Consider the following 23,237-nt stretch of genomic DNA (forward strand, 5'->3'; position numbering starts at 1 on the left):
ATCCTATCCCGTTTCAGACGGCCTGTTTTTATTGCCATCAAACCCATTTCCATTTCCATCGCATTATGACCCGCCTTCCCACCGCCCCTCTCAAACGCCGCCTCGCCGCACTGGTTTACGAACTTCTGCTGACCGGCGCCGTGACCAGCATTGCCGCCCTTGCAGCCGGTATTGCCGCCATCTTTCTCAATCCCGTTTCCACGCGCCTGTCCATGCTGACAACCTGCCTGATGCTGTTCTACGCATGGTGGCTCTACTTCCGCGCCAACTGGCACAAAAAAGGCCAAACCCTCGCCATGCAGACATGGAAAATCGGTTTGGCCGATAAAAACGATACCCAGCCATCCCTGCCACAACTGCGCCTGCGTTTTATTTGGGCAAGCATTTTTATTGTTTTCATTCCCCTTCTCGCCTACGCCGGATTGCGTCATCTGCTCAATATACCGCCCAAAGGCGCATTCGGCGCCGCGCTCATCTGGCTCATCCTGCCATGGGGCTTCGCCCTGTTCCATCCCGACCGCCAGTTCCTCTACGACTTCTTGGCCGGAACAAGGCTGGTGGATTTAAATCAGAAGAAAACAAACGAATAAAATCCAAAAGCGGCTCAATCCGTAAATAAAATAAAGGCCGTCTGAAACTCAAGATAAGTTTCAGACGGCCTTTAATCATGAAATCAAGCGATGATTATTCTTGCCAACGTTTGAACACCAGCGAAGTATTGACGCCACCAAAAGCAAAGTTATTGCTGACCACATAATCGGTTTGGATCTCGCGTCCGCCTGTTTGAATGTAATCTACCTTACCACAACGCGGATCGATGTTTTCCAAATTGACAGTCGGCGCAAACCAACCGTTGTTCATCATTTCGATGGTGAACCAGGCTTCCAACGCGCCGCACGCGCCGAGTGTATGGCCAAGGTAGCTTTTTTGCGAACTCATGGGGATGAATCCGAACACGGCCTCGGTCGCCAATGTTTCAGCAATATCGCCTTTTTCGGTCGCCGTACCGTGGCCGCTGACATAGCCGACTTTGTCGGGCGTAATACCGGCGTCTTTCAGCGCAAGCTCCATACATTTCTGCATGGTTTCTTTTTGCGGTTGGGTAACGTGGCTACCGTCGCTGTTGGCACCGTAGCCGACAAGCTCGGCATAGATTTTCGCACCGCGCGCACGGGCGTGTTCCAATTCTTCCAACACGAAAATGCCTGCGCCTTCGCCAATCACCAAGCCGTCGCGTCCGCTGTCGTAAGGGCGCGGCGTCAGCTCAGGTTCGCCGTTACGACGGCTGGCGGCATAAAGTGAATCGAATACATACACTTCGGACGGACAAAATTCTTCGCCGCCGCCCGCCAGCATCATGTCTATCATGCCGTATTTAATCGCTTCGTAAGCATAACCAATGCCCTGGCTGCCGGAAGAACACGCGCTCGAAGTCGGGATAATACGGCCTTTCAAACCGAAGAAAATGCCGATGTTGGCGGCAGTCGTATGCGGCATCATGCGCACATAAGTATTGGCGTTGAAATTGCGCGATGTACCCGTAATCAGAAGTTCGCCCATATCGCCGATGTCTTTGGTACTGCCGACAGACGAGCCGCACGCTACGCCCATACGGCCGTCTGTAATGCTTTCGTCACCCAGCAAGCCCGCATCCGTCAAAGCTTGTTCCGCCGCATCGACACACAAATGAGATACGCGCCCCATGCTTCTGAGCTGCTTGCGCGTCCAATGTTCGGGTGGAGTGTAGCCTTCAATCGGCGCACCCAGTTGCGCTTCCAATTCAGGAAAGCGTCCGCTCCAGTCCATGTATTTGACCGCATTTTTTTCGGCTTTAAAGGCCGTCTGAATACTTTGCCAATCACGGCCGAAGGCGGTAATACCGCCAATACCTGTTACAACGACTCTTCTGGTATTCAACACAAACCTCCGTTCACAGCAATCACTTGGCGCGTAATGTACGCCGCTTTTTCATCCATCAAAAAGCGCACCGCATGCGCCACTTCTTCCGGCAATCCCATACGCGCGGCAGGGACGGCCTTTAAGATTTCTTCGACAGGCACGTTCTCATCGATAATATCGGTATCAATAAGGCCCGGCGCCACGCAATTGACGGTAATTTTTCGTTTTGCCAACTCAACCGCCAAGGCTTTTGCCGCGCCGATCAAGCCCGCTTTGGACGCGCTGTAATTGACCTGACCGCGGTTGCCCGTCAAACCGGACACCGACGCCATGCACACAATCCGTCCTGCTTTACGGCGGCGGATCATCGGCATGGTCAAAGGGTGCAACACATTATAAAAACCGTCCAAATTGGTACGCAGCACCAAGTCCCAATCGTCGTCTGTAAACGCAGGAAACGCATTGTCTCGCGTCAGGCCGGCATTTAACACCACGCCGTAATACGCGCCGTTTGCCTCAATGTCGGCAGTCAGAATTTTACGACAGGCCTCGCGGTCGGACACGTCAAACTGCAACACGCGTGCATTTCTACCCAATGTACGGATTTCTTCCGCGACAGCTTCCGCTTCATCGCGGCGGCTGCGGCAGTGGACGACAATATCAAAGCCGTCCTGCGCCAAACCAAGCGCGACAGCTTTGCCGATACCGCGATTAGACCCTGTAATTAAAATAGTTTCACTCATACGTTTTCTCACTATATCGACAGACCGTCTGAATCTTTGTCTTTTCAGACGGCCTTGTAAACGGTTTAAATGATTTGGCCGTCTTTCGGACTGTACACATTTAAAGAGGCTTTTGCCAGCAAACCGTCCGGCGGCAACAGATGCTTCACATCTTCCGGCGCATCCGTCCAGCGCAACTCGCAATCAAATACGCCCATGCCGCCCAAATCCTGAATGGACACATGCGCCCTGACTTCCAGCTCAGTACCGACAGGCACGGAATCGGCAAACAAATCCAGCTTGCGCGTTCCCAATAAAAAACCCAAGCGTACAGGCTCTCCGGCCTTTAAAGCCTCAATGCCTGCAAACGCGCCTATGCCCTGCGCCATCAATTCCATATAAGCCATAGACGGCAACACGCCGTCCTGCAGCAAAATATGCTTCTCGCCAACCGGCGCACAGCAAACCGTATAGTCATCGCCAAATTCTTTCACACAGTCGATAAGCACCATATGTCCGCTGTGCGGAAGCAGCGGAGCCACATCATAAATCGGGGCACTCGGTATTGAAGGCATAAAATGTCATCCGGGAATAAATTACGTTACAATATGCATTATAACAGAGCCTAGCTTTTACTAACCCATTTCATTACAATGTATGAAAATGTAAAACATTGAAAGACATCATGCCTCAAAACGTTTGCCGTTTCAGCTTCAATATCGCCGCATGGCAGGCCTCCTCCAGCAAAATCAGTACGCCGGAGCAATGGCAGGACTGGGCGCAGGGAAAACTCGATACCGCCTCACTGCCGGAGTGCAAACCCGCGCTCTCCTTTTTGCCGCCTATGCAACGCCGCCGCCTGGGAAAAGCGGCGCGCTTGGTTTGCGATGCCGCATGGAATCTGGCCGACCAATATCCCGAAAGCGTCCCGGTGTACGTTTCGCACGACGGCGAAAGCAACCGCAGCTTTGAATTGTGGCAAGAGCTTTTAAACACGCATACCGTGTCGCCGACCTCATTCGGCCTGTCCGTCCACAACGCGACGATTGGGCAATGGTCAATGTTGCGCAAAGACATGAGCGAGCATACCGCGTTGGCCGTTGCCGCCGATTCCTTTGAAACCACGCTGACCGAGGCATTCGCGCTTTTGCAAGACGGCGCGCCATCCGTTTTAGTGATTGTCGCCGATGACCCTTTGTCTGAAGACTATCCCGTCCTGGCTACACGTGCTCCGTTTGCCTATGCATTGGCACTGGTCATCACCAAAGGCGAAGACTATACCTTAAGCTTGGAAACCACATCCGCAAGGCCGTCTAAAAACCTTAACGATACAACAGTCGAGCCCTATTGGAGCAGCTTGGAGTGGGTACGCTTCCTGCTTTCAGACGGCCGACAACACACGCAACACTATATCGGCAGAAACTGGCACTGGCAGAAAAACGCATGAAGACTTTAGACTATTTCCGTCGCTTTTTTGCCACACTCTTCGGCTTCATCCTCTTCGGCGTTGCAGGCGTATTGTTCAAAATCGCACTTTTGCCCTATACGCTCAAATCGACCAAAGGCGACATCAAACGCCAACTTGAAGCAAGACGCATGATAGGCAAAGTTTGGCGTTTCTTCGTCGGCTACCTGCAATGGTCGGGCGTATTGAGCGTCCGCTTCAACGGCTTGGAAAAACTCGGCAGACCCGGTCAGCTTATCCTTGCCAACCATCCCTCGCTTTTGGATGTTGTTTTACTGATCAGCCACTTCCCCGACCCGAACGTGTTGGTCAAAAAAGACCTGCTGCACAACCCCAGCATGAAAAGCCAAATTATCGCTTCAGGCTACATCCCCAACGACGAAAGCATGGAAATGTTGGAAGAAATCGACGCCGTATTCAAAAGCGGGCAAAGTATGCTGATTTTCCCCGAAGGCACGCGCACAGGTTGGGACGGACAGGTTAAAATGCACCGCGGCGCCGTATCGCTCGGTTTGCGCAGCGCATCGGTCATCACGCCCGTGTGCATCAAGATGACGCCGCCCAATTTCAAAAAGGGGCAACCGTGGTACAAAATCCCACCGCAAAAAATTCATTATGAAATTACCGTCGGCGACGACATCCTGCCGGAAGAATGGCTGGCAGAAAAACCCCTGCCCATCGCCGCAAGGCGTTTAAACGAATACCTGCAAGACTATTTTACAAGGAAAACCACATGAGCAATTTAGAAAACCAAATCAAACAATTAATCATCGACAGCTTAGGTCTGGAAGATATTACCGTTGCCGACATCGGCAGCGAAGATCCGCTTTTCGGTGACGACGGCCTGGGTCTGGATTCGGTTGATGCATTGGAACTTGGTTTGGCCGTACAAAAAACCTTCGGCTTCCAGCTCGACGGTGAAAACGACAACCTGCGTGAAAACTTCGCCAACGTCAAAACACTGGCCGAGTTCGTCAAGAGCCGCCAAGCATAAGGGAGAGAGAAGATGACCGAACAAGAAGTACGCACCCTGCTGACCGATGCACTGGTTAACCTGTTTGAAATCGAACCGGAACGCATCAAACCCGAAACCAACCTCTACGAAGATTTGGAAATCGACAGCATTGACGCCATCGACCTTATCGACCACATCAAACGCGAAACCGGCCGCAAACTGCAAGCCGAAGACTTCCGCAATGTGCGTACCGTAGAAGACGTGGTTCAAGCGGTTTTGAAAGTACAACAAGATTCCTGATTTTGCTTTGAATCAGCATATTTTCAGACGGCCTTGCCAATCCGCAAGGCCGTCTGAAAATCAATCGCAACCATGAAAATATTAGGAAAACTCCTACTGCCCCTCGCCAGCCTCGCCTATCCGCTCCTATGGTATTACGGCAGGGAAAACGGCGCATTTTTCTGGCTTGCAGCGGCCATGTGTGTGTTATGGCTGATACGTGCCGCCATGCCGCAAACCACAGCCCAACGCATTACGGCCATTATCCTTGCCGCCTTTTTTGCGGCGGTACTGGTTTTCAGACGGCCCGACTCGATGTATTGGTATCCCGTCGCCGTCAACGCGCTGATGCTTGCCGTTTTCGGCGGCAGCCTGTTTGCCAAACAAACCGTTATCGAACGCCTTGCCCGATTGCAACACCCCGATCTGCCGCCCGAAGGCGTGCGCCACACTCGGCACGTTACGCAAATCTGGTGCGCGTTCTTTATCTTCAACGGCGCAACCGCCGCCATTTTGGCAGGCTTGCAATATTACGATTGGTGGGCGGCTTATACAGGCATTGTGTCGTATGTGTTAATGGGAATCTTATTTGCCGGAGAGTGGATTTATCGGAAATTGGTTTTGAAGGTTTAATCCATTAAAAATATTTCATCATTTAGACGAATAACCATAATGAAAAAAATCATCCTACTTACCCTGATTTCCTTCACATTTACCGCATGCTCTTCGACGTCTAAAACGCCTTTATCCCCTGAAGAAAAGGCGGAAGCCGAATACAAGAAAAATTATACGGAAGTTGCCAGCCACACCATCAAAACGCGCTCGGGAAACCTGACCGTCATTGACCGAATACACAATCGTTATTCTGACGATACTACAACCAGCAGCATGAATTTGATGATTATTCGGAAATCCAATACGGTAAAAGCAAGGGCTGCACAAACAGCCGTATTTACAGCAACTTTTGCATTATTCATTCTTGCCGGTAGTAGCGGTCATATTGGATATGAAGGCCCTGACCTGCTGGGCAAACACAGTTTAAGTGGAAAGCCCATTAAACCGAATTTTGCGAATCCCGTTTTTGAACAATTCTCCCCCAAAGTTCGGGCTTGGGCGGCAAAATGGTCATTTAAAGGCAATAGTGCCAATAAAAAACTATTTGTCCAACCGGGTCGTTTCTATTTGGTTTATGAAAAATTCAATAAACGAGACCGATTCTTTCTGAACAATGAAGTCAGCCTTTTGGTAGACGGACAAAGCGGCAAAACAGATCGCTTACTCCATTGTTTCAAAAGAAGTGAAAGCCATTCATTGGAAGAGTGGCAGGCAAATGATTACGAATTGGTACGCCAAACAACAAACAAACAATACGATGAATGCTTGGCACAACTCAAAGAAGATACCAAAGCAAATACATCGAAATTATAAAACCTTAGAACCATCATGCACCTAACCCGAATCCTATCCCCCGACTTACCCCAACACGACCTTATCGCCACGCATCCGGATTGGACGCGTGCTGATTTCAACCGTGCGGTTTTTCATCTGTCAGGCCGTCTGAAACAGGCAGGCGTGCAAACGGCCGCGCTGTGGTTTGACGATGGCGCGCTGTTTGCCTGTGCTGTGTTGGCAGTGTGGCATTCTGGCGGAAAGGTTTTATTGCTGCCCAATTTGGCGCAAGACAATTTGGAGTGGGGAAAAACGGCAGAAGCGTTTTTAACGGATTCAACAGATAAAAAGCTGTCTTCAGACGGCCTAAACATCTGGCACTTGCCTGATGTATTAGCTAAAACAGATTTGGAAGGGCTGAACACCTATCCTGAAAACCATCTGATTCCCGACCATGCCGAAGCATGGCTGAAAACATCGGGCTCCAGCGGCGAAGCGCAGATTATTGTGAAAACCGCCGCGCAAATGCAGGCAGAAGCCCTGACTTTGGCAAATACGCTGCCATTTGGACAACATGGCGAAACCGTGGTCGGCAGCGTGATTCCGCAACACCTTTACGGCTTCACGTTCCGCTTCGCACTCGCGCTGACAATGGGTTGGACTATGGAACGACAGCAGGCGGTTTATCCGGAAAACCTGCTTTCCAGTACGGCCGCACATGATAAAGTGGTTTGGATTGCCAGCCCGGCCGTACTCAACCGCTTGGGCGAAAACCGCAACTGGCAAAGTATCGGCCATAAAATTGCAGGCATTGTCTCGGCTGGCGGCGCATTGCCCGCGGCCACGGCGAATTTGCTGCAACAGGCTGCCGTCCGCCCGTTTGAAGTCTATGGCAGTACCGAAACCGGCGTGATTGCCTCACGTTGCGAACGCCAAGAATGGCAGACTTTCAAGGGCGTGGAAATCGGGCAAAACGAAGAAGGCGCACTGTGGGCTTCTTCGCCTTGGTCGCCCGAACGTCGTCAAACAGCCGATTTGATCGAGCCGCAAGATGACGGTTTTCTGTTACTCGGTCGCCAAGACCGTATTATTAAATTTGAGGACAAACGCGTGTCGCTGACCCAAATCGAACACGAACTTTTACAACATCCTTGGATTGCCGACGCCCATTGCGGCCGTCATCCGCAACACCAACGCATTGCCATATGGGCGGCATTGAACGCAGACGGTATCGCCGCCTTGCGCGAGAAAGGCCGCGCTGCGGTTGCCGATACACTCAAACGCCATCTAGCCGCCACGCAGGATACCATCGCCCTGCCGCGCTACTGGCGTTTTACCGACAGCCTGCCGCGCAATGCCCAAGCCAAAATCGCCGCGGCGGATTTTCAGACGGCCTTTACCGTTGCCCAAACTTCACCCGTTTGGTCGAAAACATCATCTGACGATGAAACCAATACCGAAACCTTCATCGGCCGCGTGCCTTTGGATTTGGTTTATTTCGGCGGCCATTTTGCCACCTTCCCGCTGGTTCCCGGCGTGGTCGAGCTACAATGGGTGCGCAACCTGATCGCGCCCCAGCCATGGGGCAAACAGCGCGTTATCCGCATCGAAAATCTAAAATATCAGCAGTTTATCCGTCCTCACGATGAAGTGTCGGTAGAGCTGAAATACGATGAAGGCAAAAACAAACTGAGCTTTAAAATCAACAACGGAAAGCATCCGTGTGCATCAGGACGGATTGTGTTTGAGGCCGTCTGAATATACTTATTAACTTTTTAGTGGAAAACCAACAATATGCAACTCTTCCCTGCCCTAGAACAACGCTATTCCCACGAACACCAGTCCGCAGGCGAGGCTCAACGTCTGGCTCAAGAAATCGCTTTTGCACCGATTGTGTTCCAAGTTTCCCGCCTGATGGTGAAATTTGGCATTCTGGACCTGCTGAACGACCATCCAGACGGTCTCACTCAAGCCGAAATCGCTGAAAAAGCGAAAATCAGCAACTACGCGGCACAAGTCCTGCTGGAAGCTTCACTTTCTATCGGCACTGTCTTGACTCGCGACAACCGCTATTTCATCAGCAAGGCCGGTTGGTTTGTCCTCAAAGACAAAATGGCCCGCGTCAATATGGATTTCACGCAGGAAATCTGCTACCTAGGCATGTTTGATTTGGAAAAAACCCTGCAAACCGGCAAGCCCGAAGGCCTGAAAGTATTCGGCGACTGGCCGACCATTTACGAAGGATTGTCTTCATTGCCAAGCATCGCGCAGGAAAAATGGTTTGCATTCGACCATTATTATTCCGACAACTCCTTCGCCGAAGCGCTCAACACCGTGTTCGCCAAACCGGTTAAAAAACTGCTCGATGTCGGCGGCAATACCGGCCGCTGGGCAGAGCAATGCGTCAACCACAATGCCGAAGTCGAAGTCACCATCATGGATCTGCCGCAACAAATCGGCTTGATGCGCGAAGCGACCAAAGGCAAAAACGGCGCGGACCGTATCCACGCCCATCCGGCCAACCTGCTTGATCCTGAAATTCCGTTCCCAACCGGTTTTGACGCAATTTGGATGAGCCAATTCCTGGACTGTTTCACCGAAGAACAAGCCACCAGCATTCTTCAACGCGCCGCCGCGTCCATGAGTGAAAACACCAGCCTCTACATCATGGAGCCTTTCTGGGACAGGCAACGCTACGAAACCGCCGCCTACTGCCTGACCATGACCAGCCTGTATTTCACTGCCATGGCCAACGGCAACAGCAAAATCTTCCATTCTGAAGACCTGATCCGTTGCGTTGAAAAAGCCGGATTGAAAGTAGCGGAAATTTCAGACGGCATCGGCCGCGGACACAGCATCTTGCGTTGCGTTAAGGCCGTCTGAACATCATCTTTTAAACTCATCTTTTAAACCCTAAAAAGCAACCGACCCCAACAGCCATCGCAGCTATCGGGGTCGATTTGTTTTTGGGTATCCGCCTTAAAAAATCAGCCGCGCAACATCCATACTGCGCACACTAACGCAATCGCCACCAACAAAGCGGCAAGCAGTTGTCCCATTCCGGCCAATTTAGGCTGCTTAGCATCAATGGTTTTAAAGCCGTTAATCATCGGCGTAATCAAATCCTGTTTTTTCACAAAGCGATACAGCAAAACAGCCGCGATATGTACGCCCGCCAAAACAGCTAAGACATTAAAGAAATTGACATGGATTTTTCGCGCCAGCGTACCGGCGTGTTCGCTGACCAAATGATTCAAAAAACCGGAATTGGTAAACGTATTTTCATCGGCGGCAAATAAGCCTGTGGCCGTCTGAAAAACCAAGGCGGCCAATAAAGCGATGACCATCAGCGCGCCCAAAGGATTGTGGCCGACCAATTCGTCTTCAGACATCTGGCCTTGCGTATAGCGGCAGATTTCGGAAAACGGACGCACAAATCGGCTGAATTTTGCCGTATCGCTGCCCCATATCCCCCAGCACAAGCGGAAAGCCACCAAAGCCAGCATCAACAAGCCACCGCGCAAGTGCCATACCAGCATATCGCCGCCTCGTGTGGCGCTGTACCACATAAAACCCATCAATAACACCAAGAGCCAATGGAACAGGCGCGTAGGTGCGTCCCAAACTTTTATTTTTTGCTTCATTACCTTTTACTTTCTGATTTAAAATTAAATTTCTTATCTTGGAAGGTTACGCCATGCAGCCCATCTACACGCTTCCCGAATCGCTTCAAGCTTTTCAGACGGCCTTAGCATTTCCCGACGTATTCCGCCCCCGCGCCCAAGAGTCGCACAAAGGCACATACGGCACGCTTGCCATTATCGGCGGCGCAACGGGAATGAGCGGCGCAGTGGTTTTAGCAGCCACAGCCGCCATGTATCAGGGGTGCGGCAAGGTTTGGGCGGGTTTCAACCAAGCCGCGCTGCCTTTTGCCATCATTCCCGAACGCCCTGAAATCATGCTTGCCACTGCGACCCAACTGATGGAGCGCAACGATGTCAGCGCTAGGGTAATCGGTTGTGGCTTTGGTTTGGACGGATTATCGGAGCAGCTGCTGCCCAAAATCCTGTCGACACACCATGACCGGCCTTTATTGCTCGATGCAGATGCCTTGACACTGCTGGCCCGTTCTCCCGAATTGGCCGAACGCCTCAAATCGTACAAACATATCGTCCTGACACCCCATCCGGCCGAAGCCGCCCGCCTACTCGGTACCGATACCCAATCAGTTCAAGCCGACAGACAGAAAACCGTAACCGCAATCAGCCAAAAATATGGCGCGACTGTCGTATTGAAAGGCCATCATACATTAGTTGCCGCAACTGACGGCATGACCTATACCAACACCAGCGGCAATGCCGGTTTGGCCACCGCCGGCAGCGGCGATGTCTTAAGCGGTATGATCGGCAGCCTGCTGGCACAAGGCATTCCGGCATTCCAGGCCGCTTGTGCCGGCGTTTGGCTGCATGGTGCGGCGGCCGATGTCATCAAACACAGCAGCCAAATCGAAACCGGCATGCTCGCCGGAGAAATCGCACCTGCCGCCCGATGGCTGCGCAATATTTTATCAAAAGAGTAATACCGCCTGTATCATCAATACAAATTGCAGGCCGTCTGAAAATCAATCTCTATTTTCAGACGGCCTGGTTTATTTTTAAGTCATTTTGCAAATTAAGGTTAAGGCGTGTATCCTTGATTTCCCTTAAAAACAACTTCACAACATATTATCATGAGTATCCTCAATAAAATCAGCAACTTTATTGGAAAAACATTTTCCCTTTGGGCGGCGCTCTTTGCCGGCATCGCTTTTTCCGCACCCGACACCTTCAAATGGGTCGGCCCTTACATTCCTTGGCTTTTGGGCATCATTATGTTCGGCATGGGCTTGACGCTCAAACCTTCCGACTTCGACATTTTGTTCAAACGCCCCAAAGCCGTCATCATCGGCGTGATTGCACAATTCGCCATCATGCCGGCAACCGCCTATCTGCTGGCCAAGCTGTTGAACCTGCCTGCCGAAATCGCGGTCGGTGTGATTTTGGTCGGCTGCTGCCCGGGCGGTACGGCTTCCAATGTAATGACTTATCTGGCGCGCGGCAATGTGGCTTTGTCGGTTGCCGTTACATCGGTTTCCACCCTGATTTCCCCATTGCTGACCCCCGCCATCTTCCTGATGCTTGCCGGTGAAATGCTGGAAATCCAAGCGGGCAGTATGTTGATGTCCATCGTCAAAATGGTTTTGTTCCCCATCGTTTTGGGCTTGATTGTCCATAAAGTCTTGGGCAACAAAACTGAAAAACTGACCGACGCGCTGCCGCTGGTTTCCGTTGCCGCCATCGTGCTGATTATCGGCGCGGTAGTCGGCGCCAGCAAAGGCAAGATTATTGAAAGCGGCCTGCTGATTTTCGCGGTTGTCGTACTTCACAACGGCATCGGCTATCTGCTCGGCTTCTTTGCCGCCAAATGGATCGGCCTGCCTTATGATGCACAAAAAACGCTGGCCATCGAAGTCGGTATGCAAAACTCAGGCTTAGGCGCAGCCCTTGCCGCCGCACACTTTGCCGCCGCGCCGGTTGTTGCCGTTCCCAGCGCATTGTTCAGCGTGTGGCACAATATCTCAGGCTCGCTTCTGGCAACTTATTGGGCAGCCAAAGCCGATAAAAATAAAGAATCCTAAACGTCTTTAATCATAAGGCCGTCTGAACAGGGATAAACGAAATCAACGATTTCTGCCTTACCTGTTCAGACGGTCTTTATTTTGAAATCAAGCAGGATTATTGTTTCACTGCTTCGATTTGGATATTGATGTTTACTTTTTTGCTCATACCGGCGCTTACCAAATAATCCAAACCCCATTTGGTACGGTCGATGGTGGTACTGAAGTCGCCGCCGCACGCTTCTGCTTTTGCCATCGGGCTTTGGTAGCAGTTGAACTTATCGGCTTTGAGTTTCACCGGCGCAGTTTTGCCGTTCATGGTCAGATTGCCGTCAACGGAAAGCAGTTTTTTGCCGTTGAAATTGAACTTGGTAGATACAAAACGGATTTCAGGGTATTTGTCTGCATTGAAAATATCGGCAGATTTCAAATGTTGGGTAAAGTGGTCAGAACCGGTTTGCAGTTTGGACAAAGGCAATACGATATCGATAGAACCTTGGCGTTTGGCGCGGTCAAATTCCAAATTACCGGTCAAACCATAAATACCGCCGACGTTGGTGCTGGTGTTGAAATGGTCGATGGCAAAACGGGCGTTAGTATGGGATTCGTCCACTTTATAAACAGCGGCAGATGCAGTAGAAACCAACATGGCCGAACACAATGCAAACAAGATTTTTTTCATCGTCTTATCCTTAGAAATGTGAGAAGTTCCCTATCATATCACTTTTTGATGCCAACATCTTTTGCAAATGAGAAAGACAACGTTTTATCCTAAGAAAACTTCAGGCCGTCTGAAAGAATGAGCAGCAAATTCAGGTGAAGTAAATACAGTTTAGTTTTATTACAAAATAGCGTGCTTCATCGCTCGTAATTGGTATAAAATACCGAATTATTTCTACAACGGGCCGCCAAACTACCAGCCTATTTCAGACGGCCTCAGCATAAAACAAAGGAACAAAAATGCCTGAATACCGCTCCAAAACCTCTACCCACGGCCGCAATATGGCAGGTGCGCGCGCATTGTGGCGTGCGACCGGCGTCATGGAAACCGACTTCGGCAAACCGATTATCGCCATTGCCAACTCCTTCACCCAATTCGTCCCAGGCCATGTGCACCTGCACAATATGGGCCAACTGGTTGCCCGTGAAATCGAAAAAGCCGGCGGCATTGCCAAAGAATTCAACACCATCGCCATTGACGACGGCATCGCCATGGGCCACAGCGGTATGCTCTACTCCCTGCCCAGCCGCGACCTGATTGCCGACTCCATCGAATACATGGTCAACGCCCACTGCGCCGACGCGCTGGTGTGCATTTCCAACTGCGACAAAATCACCCCGGGAATGCTGATTGCCGCCATGCGCTTGAATATTCCGACCATCTTCGTTTCCGGCGGCCCGATGGAAGCCGGTAAAGTTATCGGAGTTGCAAACATTCAACCCGAACGCCGCTTGGACTTGATTGACGCCATGATCGAATCGGCTGACGACAATATCAGTGACAAACAAGTCGAAGAAGTCGAACAAAACGCCTGCCCGACCTGCGGCTCCTGCTCCGGCATGTTTACCGCCAACTCCATGAACTGCCTGACTGAAGCGCTCGGCCTTTCCCTGCCGGGCAACGGTTCTTATCTGGCAACCCACGCAGGCCGCAAAGAATTGTTCCTCGAAGCCGGCCGCATGATTGTCGAAATCACCAAACGCTACTACGAGCAAGACGACGAAACTGTGTTGCCGCGCAGCATCGCCACTAAAAAAGCGTTTGAAAACGCCATGACCATGGACATCGCCATGGGCGGCTCTACCAATACCATTCTACACCTGTTGGCTGTTGCCAACGAAGCCGGTGTCGATTTCAAAATGGCCGACATCGACCGCTTGAGCCGCGTTGTGCCCTGCATCTGCAAAACCGCGCCAAACAACCACGACTACTACATGGAAGACGTACACCGCGCAGGCGGCATTTTCGCCATCCTGAAAGAATTGGACAAAGCAGGCAAACTGCACACCGACGTGTACACCATCCACGCACCGACGCTGAAAGACGCGATTGAAAAATGGGACGTGACCAACCCTGAAAACACCCACGCCATCGAGCGTTTCAAAGCCGCCCCCGGCGGCGTGCGCACCACCCAAGCATTCTCGCAAAACCGTATGTGGAAAACCCTTGACCTCGACCGCGAAAAAGGCTGTATCCGCGATGTCGAACATGCCTACTCGCAAGACGGCGGCTTGGCAGTATTGTTCGGCAACATCGCCGAACGCGGTTGCGTGGTGAAAACCGCAGGCGTGGACGAGAGTATCCTCAAATTTACCGGCCGCGCCCGCGTGTTTGAAAGCCAAGAAGACGCAGTCGAAGGCATTTTGGGCAACCAAATCGTCGCCGGCGACATCGTCATCATCCGCTACGAAGGCCCTAAAGGCGGCCCGGGCATGCAAGAAATGCTGTACCCGACTTCTTACCTGAAATCCAAAGGTTTGGGCAAAGAATGCGCCCTTCTGACCGACGGCCGCTTCTCCGGCGGTACTTCCGGCCTGTCCATCGGCCACGCTTCGCCTGAAGCGGCAGAAGGCGGCGCCATCGGTTTGGTACACGAAGGCGACACCATCGAAATCGATATTCCAAACCGCAGCATCCACCTTGTCATTTCCGATGAAGAGCTTGCCGCACGCCGTGCCGAAATGGAAGCACGCGGCAGCAAAGCGTGGAAACCGGAAAACCGCGACCGCTACGTCTCCGCAGCCCTGCGTGCCTACGGCGCGATGGCGACTTCCGCCGACAAAGGCGCAGTACGCGACGTATCGCAAATCGAACGTTAATTAACCTGACTTTAAGGCCGTCTGAACGCTTCCAAGTGTTTCAGACGGCCTTCATTCAAACGGACCAATATGGACAAATTCATTTTAGCGATGATCGGCATGGCCATTGCCCTGTTGCTTATTATTGGCGGCGGGTTTGTCGCTGTCGAATATTTCAAATCCCATCCTGAAGCATTCCAAGTCAAACCGCCATCAAAATAATCATTCAGCGGCATGAGTTTCAAGGGGAAAGAGCCGTAGCTCAAGGCCGTCTGAACGCAGTACATATAATGAAACATATTCTTTACTGGCTGGGCGGTTTTGCCGTCGCCCTCGGCATATTCCAATACTACGAAACCCACCGCTATTCCGAAGACCAGCTCATCTATGCCCAACCGCCGCAAAATCGTACTGCCGTTGCCGATTTTGACGCCTTGGCGTATTTAAACTTCCTCCGCGCCTCAGCCAACCTGCCCGCACTGGCGCACTCAGCCACACTCGAACGCGCCGCGCGCAATCATGCCCGCTATCTGCTGCAAAATCCTGACGACGGACATGACGAACACAATACACGCAATCCCTTTTACACAGGCCCACGCCCATCCGACCGCACGCGCAAAGCCGGTTATGCCTATAAAGGCGTGCACGAAAACGTCAGCACCGGCCAGCACCCGCCAAACGAAAAAATCAACGACCATCTACCTGCCCAACATCAACTGGACAACCTGATGACGGCGATTTACCACCGTTTCTCCTTGCTCGATCAAAATATCGACGAAGCCGGTGCAGCATTTGAATCGCAAGGCAAACAAATCGCGCTGAGCATCAATCAGGGCGACAGCAGATTCAACAGCCTCTGCCAAAAAAACCGCCCTCTCTCCGACCTCAGCCGCTCGTTTTATCAAGATGCCTGTCATGGCCACACCATTGTTTATGCGGACGAAATTTCCAACCGCAAAACCCGGCCTTACATCACCTATCCGCAAGGCAATTTCGCTTCGCCGGTTTTCCATGGCGAGCGTCCCGACCCTATGCCGCATTATGAAATGACCGGCAATCCGGTCAGCATCGCCTTCTCCGAACAATCGCCCCCGGTCAAAATGCGTTCGTTCAAACTGTATCAGGACACAAAAGAAATCAAAGACGTCAAAATCTTAGATAAAGATAATGACCCAAACCGCCTCCTGACCGAACGCCAATTTGCGCTGTTTCCTTTACAGCCATTGGAATACGACACCGACTACCGTGCTGTGTTCCAATACCGTCAAAACGGAAAAAACAGAACGGCCGAATGGACATTCAGCACGCAAAAACCCGATTATCCTTATTTCATCGTCAAAGGCGGCGAAACGCTGGCCATCGAATCCGGACAAAAATATTTTATCCATTGGCAGGATTTTTGGTGCTTGAAACAATGCGAACGCTACAACTACCGCATGAACCGCGACACCCAACTCGACATCATCGAGCGGCAGGCCGGCGGTATCATTATCCGTGTCAACGGAAGCAAAGGCAGTAGCATCCGCTTAATGCCCGAAGGCGAAGACAGGCGCGCCATTACACTTTATTTATGGAAATAAAGCCGTTTTCAGACGGCATGAAGCACCAAAAAACTGATAAAATACCGCCTCATTACCCTACGGCAAGCTATCCAATATGACCAAACATCCGCAAACAGCAGCCAATACCCGCTATGCCTTTGCCAGCATTGCCGCCATGTTGGCCGCATTTTTACTGTTCGTTGCCGTGATGTTGCTGCCCTTGGGGCTGACGGCGGACACACAAGTGAGCCTGATACGGTTTTCACTCTACGCAATCGTGCTGTTTGCCGTACTTGGCGGTATTTTTTCTGTACGCGTTGCCTATTTGCGTAAAAAGAACGGAGCATGACATGACCCAAGCCGATAAAATCCCACAAGAAATCCGCCTCCAAAAAGAACGGCGCGTACTGACTTTGGTCTATGTTGACGGTGCCAAGAGCCTTCCTGCCGAATACCTGCGCGTGTACTCGCCCAGCGCGGAAGTGCGCGGACACGGTACCGGTCAAGATGTTTTGCAAACAGGCAAAGCCGAAGTCAGCATTACCGATTTAGACCCCGTCGGCCAATACGCCTTGAAAATTACTTTTTCAGACGGCCACGACAGCGGCCTTTACGACTGGGACTATCTCTACCGACTGGCGCACAATCAAGATGCGCTTTGGCAAGACTATCTCAACCGCCTCGAAAAAGCCGGTGCGTCCAGAACGCCAAGTGCTGAAGATTTGAAACCCAAACACACACATTCCTGCGGTAGCGGCGGTTGCGGCGGAAAGGCCGTCTGAAAAAAGGCGAGACCGTAAGCTTGAATGACGGAAGAACCATTGACGGCAAAGCGTCCCTCTCCCCGCCCCAAAAAGGCCGAGAAGTGGCCATCTTCGGCGATACCAAAGCCCGTCCGCAGGCAGTACGCGCCGCGCAAAACGCAGACGTTTTGGTGCATGAAGCAACCTTTGCGGCAGGCGATGAAGAGACAGCGGAACGAGTGTTCCATTCGAGCATATTCGATGCCGCCAAACTGGCTTTGCAAACCAATGTGAAACAACTTTACCTGACCCACATCAGCGCACGTTATACCGAAGAAGAACAACGCCTGATACTGGAGCGGCAGGCACAAACTATATTTCCCGCGTCGAAAGTGGTTGGCGATTTCGACGTATTCGATATCTGAATCCGTATTATTTTAAGAAGGCAGACACTATGAGCGACCACAAAACCCATTTCGGCTTCACTACCGTTGACGAAGACGAAAAAGCAGGCAAAGTTGCCGAAGTCTTCCACTCCGTGGCAAAAAACTATGACATTATGAATGACGTAATGTCCGGCGGTCTGCACCGTGTTTGGAAACATTTCACCATCAATACCGCCCGCCTGAAAAAAGGTGACAAAGTATTGGATATCGCCGGCGGTACTGGCGATTTGTCCCGAGGCTGGGCGAAACGTGTGGGCAAAGAAGGCGAAGTTTGGCTGACAGACATCAACTCCTCCATGCTGACGGTCGGCCGCGACCGCCTGCTCAACGAAGGCATGATTCTGCCCGTATCGTTGGCAGACGCTGAAAAATTGCCGTTCCCCGACAACTATTTCAATCTGGTTTCCGTCGCATTTGGCCTGCGCAACATGACGCACAAAGATGCCGCGCTGAAAGAAATGTACCGCGTATTGAAACCGGGCGGCACCCTGCTGGTGTTGGAATTCTCTAAAGTGTACAAACCTTTGGAAGGCGTGTACGACCTCTACTCTTTCAAACTGTTGCCGATTATGGGCAAACTGATTGCCAAAGATGCCGATAGCTACCAATACCTCGCCGAGTCCATCCGTATGCACCCCGACCAAGAAACCTTGAAGCAAATGATGCTGGATGCAGGCTTCGACAGCGTGGATTACCACAACATGAGCGCAGGCATTGTTGCCCTGCATAAAGGCGTGAAATTCTAAGGCCGTCTGAAACAAACACAAAGGGCGTGATTGATAAACACGCCCTTTGTTTTTTTCAAACCTTATTCAAGCCAGTCTGACACAAACCAAAGGCCGTCTGAACAGCCGTAAAACGAAATTAAAAATTTCGGTTACACCATTCAGACGGCCTGAATATGCTCAAATCAGCTTATTTTCCTGCTTTCACGCTTTGCCATTGACGGACCATAAATTTCAACGCCGCCGGCTGGATAGGCACCATGATAAAGCTGTTTTTCAAATCTTCATCAGTCGGGAAAATCGTATTGTCGTTTCTAAACTCTTCATCCATCAGCTCCTGAGCCGGTTTGCTGGACGGTGCATAAGTGACAAAATTGCCGTTTTTCGCCGCAACTTCAGGATCTAAGAAATCATTGATATACGCATGGGCATTGGCCACATGTTTGGCATCTTTCGGAATCACAAACGAGTCCACCCAAATTCCCACGCCTTCTTTCGGCATCATCACACGGATTTTTTCCTTGCCGCCCGCTTCTTCGGCACGACGTTTGGCAATGTTCAAATCGCCGCCAAAACCAATCGTTACGCAAGTATCGCCGCGCGCCAAATCATCGATAAAACCGGACGAGGTAAAACGCTTGATGTACGGACGGTTTTTCTTCAAGACTTCCGTAGCCGCCTTAATATCCGCCGTTTCGCTGCTGTTTGGATTTTTACCCATATAGTTCAACACCATAGGATAAATTTCCGCCGCGCTGTCCAAATAGCTGATGCCGCATTGCTTGAGTTTGGACGTGTATTCGGGGTTAAACACCAAATCCCATTGATTGTCCGGCAGTTTGTCCGTACCCAAAGCCTTTTTCACACGCTCGGTATTGATGGCGAAGGTGTTAGTCCCCCAATAAAACGGAACGGCGTATTCGTGATTCGGATCAACGCCTTCCATCAGTTTCATCAACTGAGGATTCAAGTTTTTATAGTTGGGAATCAGGGATTTGTCGATTTTCTGATACGCACCTGCCTTAATCTGCCTACCGACAAACGCATTGGAAGGACCCACGATGTCGTAACCCGACTTGCCGGTTAATACCTTGCTCTCCAGCGTTTCATCGCTGTCATATACATCATAAGTTACTGAGATACCGTGTTTTTTCTCAAACGCAGCAACCGTCTCGGGATCGACATATTCCGACCAGTTGTAAATGCTCAATACCTTTTGATTATCGGTTTGCGCCGCCTTGTCGGCAGAAGTTTTGTCCGAGCCGCCGCAGCCGGCCAATGCCAGCGCAGTCAGTACAATGAGGGGCAGATGTTTGGCCATTATCATTCCTTGCGTATCCGGTTGAAAAGAGAAAGGCATTATAAAGCAGGCAAGCCGGGGCGGATAGGCTTCATTGCTAAAAGATATCGACCCGCTTGAGGCCGTCTGAAAGACAGCTTGCCGCCAACTTAAAACCTTTCTGCCGATAGCTTGAAATATGGTTTTGCGGTAAGATAACGCCCATTCGTTTTTAATCTCAACGCGCCGTCCGGGCCGTCTGAAATCTTTGTACAAAATTTTATCGAGACATTATGAAAACCACCGAACTACGCCAAAAATTCCTGAAATTTTTCGAATCTAAAGGCCACACCATCGTCCGCTCTTCCTCGCTCGTGCCACACGACGACCCGACCCTGCTGTTTACCAACGCAGGCATGAACCAATTTAAAGACGTATTCCTCGGCTTTGACAAACGCCCCTACAACCGCGCCACTACCGCGCAAAAATGCGTACGCGCAGGCGGCAAACACAACGACTTGGAAAACGTCGGCTACACCGCCCGCCACCACACCTTCTTTGAAATGATGGGTAACTTCTCCTTCGGCGACTACTTCAAACGCGACGCGATCCACTTCGCTTGGGAATTCCTGACTTCTCCCGAATGGTTGAATATCCCTAAAGAAAAACTCTTGGCGACCGTTTACGCAGAAGACGACGAAGCCTACAACATTTGGTTGAACGAAATCGGCATGCCTGCCGAGCGCATCGTCCGTATCGGCGACAACAAAGGCGCGAAATACGCATCCGACAACTTCTGGCAAATGGGCGACACCGGCCCTTGCGGCCCTTGCTCCGAAATTTTCTACGACCACGGCGAAGAAATCTGGGGCGGCATTCCGGGCAGCCCTGAAGAAGACGGCGACCGCTGGATCGAAATTTGGAACTGCGTATTCATGCAGTTCAACCGCGACGAACAAGGCAATATGAATCCGCTGCCTAAGCCTTCCGTCGATACCGGCATGGGCTTGGAGCGTATGGCCGCCGTCATGCAGCATGTTCACAGCAACTACGAAATCGACTTGTTCCAAGACCTGCTCAAAGCCGTTGCCCGCGAAACCGGCGCGCCATTCAGCATGGAAGAACCCAGCCTGAAAGTCATCGCCGACCACATCCGCTCCTGCTCCTTCCTGATTGCAGACGGCGTATTGCCTTCCAACGAAGGCCGCGGCTACGTATTGCGCCGCATTATCCGCCGCGCTGTACGCCACGGTTACAAACTCGGTCAGAAACAGGCGTTTTTCTACAAACTTGTGCCCGATTTAGTCAAAGTAATGGGTGATGCGTATCCTGAGTTGAAAGAGAAACAGACACAGATTATGGAAGCCTTGCGCGCGGAAGAAAGCCGCTTCGGCGAAACGCTGGAAAAAGGCATGGGCTTGTTCAACCAAGTGCTCAACGGCATGAAATTCCTGAAACTGGAAAGCCTGCTGCCGCAAGACGGTGTGGGCAAACCACTGACATTGAAAACTGCAGATGGTGTGGAATTTACCGCCGCTTCCCGTGTTACTCCGGGCAAAAAGCAAATCGTTATCCGTCCTCGAGTTTCAGGCAGCCTGAACGAAGGCATGTATATCGATTTGCAGGCTGCTTTGGAAACCGCCCATATTCCCGACGCGGAAAAACCGTTTGCCGAAGCCTTGAACACCTACTTGATGGACAACATCGCCAACAGCAAACTCGTTATCGGCGGCGAACACATCTTCAAACTCTACGACACCTACGGTTTCCCCTACGACCTAACCGCCGACATGGCGCGCGAACTGGGCATCGACTTGGACGAAGCAGGCTTCGAGCGTGAGATGGAAGCCCAACGCGCACGCGCACGCGCCGCACAAAGCTTCAAAGCCAACGCCCAACTGCCTTACGAAGGTCAGGACACCGAGTTTAAAGGTTATAGCGAACGCCAAACCGAATCCAAAGTCCTCGCCCTCTACAAAGACGGCGAGCAAGTCAACGAATTGAACGAAGGCGACGAAGGTGCCATCGTTATCGACTTTACCCCGTTCTATGCAGAATCCGGCGGTCAAGTCGGCGACGTCGGCTATATCTTCGCAGGCGAAAACCGCTTTGAAGTACGCGATACCCAAAAAATCAAAGCGGCCGTATTCGGTCAATTCGGCGTACAAACTTCAGGCCGTCTGAAAGTCGGCGACAGCGTTACCGCCAAAGTGGATGACGAAATCCGCAATGCCAATATGCGCAACCACAGCGCGACCCACTTGATGCACAAAGCCCTTCGCGATGTATTGGGCGAACACGTTGAACAAAAAGGCTCTTTAGTTACCGCCGAATCCACCCGTTTCGACATTTCCCATCCTCAAGCAGTAACTTCCGAAGAAATCGCCGAAGTCGAACGCCGCGTCAACGAAGCCATTTTGGCCAACGTTGCCGTCAACGCCGCCATTATGAGCATGGAGGATGCCCAAAAAACCGGCGCCATGATGCTCTTCGGCGAAAAATACGGCGACGAAGTACGCGTACTGCAAATGGGCGGTTTCTCTACCGAATTGTGCGGCGGTACACACGTTTCACGCACCGGCGACATCGGCCTCTTCAAAATCATCAGCGAAGGCGGTATTGCCGCAGGCGTACGCCGTATCGAAGCCATCACCGGCCTGAACGCACTCAAATGGGCGCAAGATCAAGAGCGTTTGGTTAAAGACATCATTGCCGAAACCAAAGCCCAAACCGAAAAAGACGTACTGGCGAAAATCCAAGCAGGCGCGGCACACGCCAAAGCATTGGAAAAAGAATTGGCACGCGCCAAAGCCGAACTCGCCGTCCACGCAGGCGCCAAACTCTTGGACAACGCAAAAGACTTGGGCGCAGCCAAACTCGTTGCCGCCCAAATCGAAGCCGATGCCGCAGCCCTGCGCGAAATCGTGACCGACTTGACCGGCAAATCAGAACAAGCCATCGTATTACTCGCCGCAGTAAACGACGGCAAAGTTTCCCTGTGCGCAGGCGTATCCAAACCGTTGACTGCCAAAGTCAAAGCAGGCGATCTGGTTAAATTTGCAGCCGAACAAGTCGGCGGCAAAGGCGGTGGCAGACCGGACTTGGCACAGGCCGGCGGCAGCGATGTCGAGAAACTGCCCGCGATGATTGAGAGCGTGAAAGATTGGGTCGGCGCGAAGCTGGCTTGATGTAAGAAAGGCAGCCTGAAAACTGAGATTAGGTTTTCAGGCTGTCTCTATCCAAACGAAAGGCCGTCTGAAACGGTTTCAGACGGCCTTTAGTCAAATCCGAAAAATAACAGGAGCTAACTTTATGAATTTTAGACACAATTACAGCCAG

At 51.5% G+C, this 23,237-nt stretch carries 25 protein-coding genes; 19 read left to right on the forward strand and 6 right to left on the reverse strand.

Going from position 1 to position 23,237, the window contains the following annotated elements; genetic code table 11:
- The first annotated feature begins 65 nt into the window (after positions 1-65).
- Complete coding sequence (locus HMPREF2661_RS00590) at positions 66-590, forward strand: RDD family protein (RefSeq protein ID WP_070822066.1); 525 nt, start codon at positions 66-68, stop codon at positions 588-590.
- Between the two features lie 94 nt (positions 591-684).
- On the opposite strand, the gene HMPREF2661_RS00595 is transcribed toward HMPREF2661_RS00590, so the two are convergent.
- The 3 genes from HMPREF2661_RS00595 to HMPREF2661_RS00605 form a co-directional block, all read right to left on the reverse strand.
- Entirely contained in the window at positions 685-1,920 is a 1,236-nt protein-coding gene (locus tag HMPREF2661_RS00595) for a beta-ketoacyl-ACP synthase (RefSeq protein ID WP_070615236.1), read from the reverse strand.
- On the reverse strand, positions 1,914-2,642 hold the full coding sequence (gene fabG / locus HMPREF2661_RS00600; protein ID WP_070822067.1) for a 3-oxoacyl-ACP reductase FabG: 729 nt from the start codon (positions 2,640-2,642) through the stop codon (positions 1,914-1,916). Before fabG ends, HMPREF2661_RS00595 begins: the two co-directional genes overlap by 7 nt.
- Positions 2,643-2,707: 65 nt before the next feature.
- On the reverse strand, positions 2,708-3,196 hold the full coding sequence (locus HMPREF2661_RS00605) for a hotdog family protein (protein WP_107831929.1): 489 nt from the start codon (positions 3,194-3,196) through the stop codon (positions 2,708-2,710).
- 110 nt (positions 3,197-3,306) lie between these two features.
- Here HMPREF2661_RS00605 and HMPREF2661_RS00610 point away from each other — a divergent pair, with 110 nt between their 5' ends.
- The 8 genes from HMPREF2661_RS00610 to HMPREF2661_RS00645 all read left to right on the forward strand — a co-directional run bounded on the left by HMPREF2661_RS00610 (position 3,307) and on the right by HMPREF2661_RS00645 (position 9,592).
- Entirely contained in the window at positions 3,307-4,068 is a 762-nt protein-coding gene (locus tag HMPREF2661_RS00610) for a beta-ketoacyl synthase chain length factor (protein ID WP_070822069.1), read from the forward strand.
- On the forward strand, positions 4,065-4,823 hold the full coding sequence (locus tag HMPREF2661_RS00615) for a lysophospholipid acyltransferase family protein (protein WP_003746415.1): 759 nt from the start codon (positions 4,065-4,067) through the stop codon (positions 4,821-4,823). Before HMPREF2661_RS00610 ends, HMPREF2661_RS00615 begins: the two co-directional genes overlap by 4 nt.
- The gene (locus tag HMPREF2661_RS00620) at positions 4,820-5,080 is read left to right on the forward strand and encodes a phosphopantetheine-binding protein (protein WP_003680822.1); all 261 of its coding nucleotides are present in this window, start codon (positions 4,820-4,822) and stop codon (positions 5,078-5,080) included. Before HMPREF2661_RS00615 ends, HMPREF2661_RS00620 begins: the two co-directional genes overlap by 4 nt.
- Positions 5,081-5,092: 12 nt before the next feature.
- Positions 5,093-5,341 carry an acyl carrier protein gene (locus tag HMPREF2661_RS00625; RefSeq protein ID WP_003680823.1) on the forward strand — a complete coding sequence of 83 codons (249 nt, stop codon included), beginning with the start codon at positions 5,093-5,095 and terminating at the stop codon, positions 5,339-5,341.
- 72 nt (positions 5,342-5,413) lie between these two features.
- A complete protein-coding gene (locus HMPREF2661_RS00630) occupies positions 5,414-5,953 on the forward strand; it encodes a COG4648 family protein (protein WP_070822070.1) in 540 nt (179 codons plus the stop codon).
- A gap of 39 nt (positions 5,954-5,992) precedes the next feature.
- Positions 5,993-6,748: a hypothetical protein gene (locus HMPREF2661_RS00635; RefSeq protein ID WP_070822071.1), complete on the forward strand. Its 756-nt coding sequence runs from the start codon at positions 5,993-5,995 to the stop codon at positions 6,746-6,748.
- Between the two features lie 15 nt (positions 6,749-6,763).
- Complete coding sequence (locus HMPREF2661_RS00640; protein WP_070822072.1) at positions 6,764-8,467, forward strand: ApeI family dehydratase; 1,704 nt, start codon at positions 6,764-6,766, stop codon at positions 8,465-8,467.
- A gap of 36 nt (positions 8,468-8,503) precedes the next feature.
- Positions 8,504-9,592, forward strand: a complete 1,089-nt coding sequence (locus tag HMPREF2661_RS00645; protein ID WP_049344231.1) for a FlxJ family methyltransferase — start codon at positions 8,504-8,506, stop codon at positions 9,590-9,592.
- Between the two features lie 104 nt (positions 9,593-9,696).
- Here HMPREF2661_RS00645 and HMPREF2661_RS00650 read toward each other — a convergent pair whose 3' ends face one another.
- Entirely contained in the window at positions 9,697-10,353 is a 657-nt protein-coding gene (locus HMPREF2661_RS00650; RefSeq protein WP_070822073.1) for a cytochrome b/b6 domain-containing protein, read from the reverse strand.
- A gap of 53 nt (positions 10,354-10,406) precedes the next feature.
- On the opposite strand from HMPREF2661_RS00650, the gene HMPREF2661_RS00655 reads away from it, so the two are divergent.
- Together HMPREF2661_RS00655 and HMPREF2661_RS00660 are read left to right on the forward strand one after the other, a co-directional pair.
- Positions 10,407-11,288, forward strand: a complete 882-nt coding sequence (locus HMPREF2661_RS00655) for an NAD(P)H-hydrate dehydratase (RefSeq protein ID WP_070822074.1) — start codon at positions 10,407-10,409, stop codon at positions 11,286-11,288.
- A gap of 150 nt (positions 11,289-11,438) precedes the next feature.
- A complete protein-coding gene (locus HMPREF2661_RS00660) occupies positions 11,439-12,386 on the forward strand; it encodes a bile acid:sodium symporter family protein (protein ID WP_070822075.1) in 948 nt (315 codons plus the stop codon).
- A 97-nt stretch (positions 12,387-12,483) separates the two neighbouring features.
- On the opposite strand, the gene HMPREF2661_RS00665 is transcribed toward HMPREF2661_RS00660, so the two are convergent.
- On the reverse strand, positions 12,484-13,047 hold the full coding sequence (locus HMPREF2661_RS00665; RefSeq protein WP_070822076.1) for a YceI family protein: 564 nt from the start codon (positions 13,045-13,047) through the stop codon (positions 12,484-12,486).
- Between the two features lie 278 nt (positions 13,048-13,325).
- On the opposite strand from HMPREF2661_RS00665, the gene ilvD reads away from it, so the two are divergent.
- The 7 genes from ilvD (at position 13,326) to ubiE (ending at position 18,640) form a co-directional block, all read left to right on the forward strand.
- A complete protein-coding gene (ilvD, locus tag HMPREF2661_RS00670) occupies positions 13,326-15,185 on the forward strand; it encodes a dihydroxy-acid dehydratase (RefSeq protein WP_070615262.1) in 1,860 nt (619 codons plus the stop codon).
- 69 nt (positions 15,186-15,254) lie between these two features.
- Positions 15,255-15,386: a hypothetical protein gene (locus HMPREF2661_RS11705; RefSeq protein ID WP_282822698.1), complete on the forward strand. Its 132-nt coding sequence runs from the start codon at positions 15,255-15,257 to the stop codon at positions 15,384-15,386.
- A 68-nt stretch (positions 15,387-15,454) separates the two neighbouring features.
- Positions 15,455-16,744, forward strand: a complete 1,290-nt coding sequence (locus HMPREF2661_RS00675; RefSeq protein WP_070822077.1) for a CAP domain-containing protein — start codon at positions 15,455-15,457, stop codon at positions 16,742-16,744.
- Positions 16,745-16,820: 76 nt separating this feature from the next.
- The gene (locus HMPREF2661_RS00680) at positions 16,821-17,054 is read left to right on the forward strand and encodes a hypothetical protein (RefSeq protein WP_003679719.1); all 234 of its coding nucleotides are present in this window, start codon (positions 16,821-16,823) and stop codon (positions 17,052-17,054) included.
- Between the two features lies 1 nt (position 17,055).
- Entirely contained in the window at positions 17,056-17,487 is a 432-nt protein-coding gene (locus HMPREF2661_RS00685; RefSeq protein ID WP_070822078.1) for a gamma-butyrobetaine hydroxylase family protein, read from the forward strand.
- Positions 17,488-17,507: 20 nt separating this feature from the next.
- Positions 17,508-17,873: an MBL fold metallo-hydrolase gene (locus HMPREF2661_RS00690; RefSeq protein WP_234398631.1), complete on the forward strand. Its 366-nt coding sequence runs from the start codon at positions 17,508-17,510 to the stop codon at positions 17,871-17,873.
- A gap of 29 nt (positions 17,874-17,902) precedes the next feature.
- Positions 17,903-18,640: a bifunctional demethylmenaquinone methyltransferase/2-methoxy-6-polyprenyl-1,4-benzoquinol methylase UbiE gene (ubiE, locus tag HMPREF2661_RS00695; RefSeq protein ID WP_003746386.1), complete on the forward strand. Its 738-nt coding sequence runs from the start codon at positions 17,903-17,905 to the stop codon at positions 18,638-18,640.
- Positions 18,641-18,809: 169 nt separating this feature from the next.
- On the opposite strand, the gene HMPREF2661_RS00700 is transcribed toward ubiE, so the two are convergent.
- Positions 18,810-19,940, reverse strand: coding sequence for a polyamine ABC transporter substrate-binding protein (locus tag HMPREF2661_RS00700; protein ID WP_070822079.1), 1,131 nt, complete (start codon positions 19,938-19,940; stop codon positions 18,810-18,812).
- Positions 19,941-20,191: 251 nt separating this feature from the next.
- Here HMPREF2661_RS00700 and alaS point away from each other — a divergent pair, with 251 nt between their 5' ends.
- On the forward strand, positions 20,192-23,086 hold the full coding sequence (gene alaS, locus HMPREF2661_RS00705; protein WP_070822080.1) for an alanine--tRNA ligase: 2,895 nt from the start codon (positions 20,192-20,194) through the stop codon (positions 23,084-23,086).
- Positions 23,087-23,237 lie beyond the last annotated feature (151 nt).

Origin of the sequence: Neisseria sp. HMSC061B04, assembly GCF_001836705.1 — a bacterium.
Lineage (GTDB): Bacteria > Pseudomonadota > Gammaproteobacteria > Burkholderiales > Neisseriaceae > Neisseria.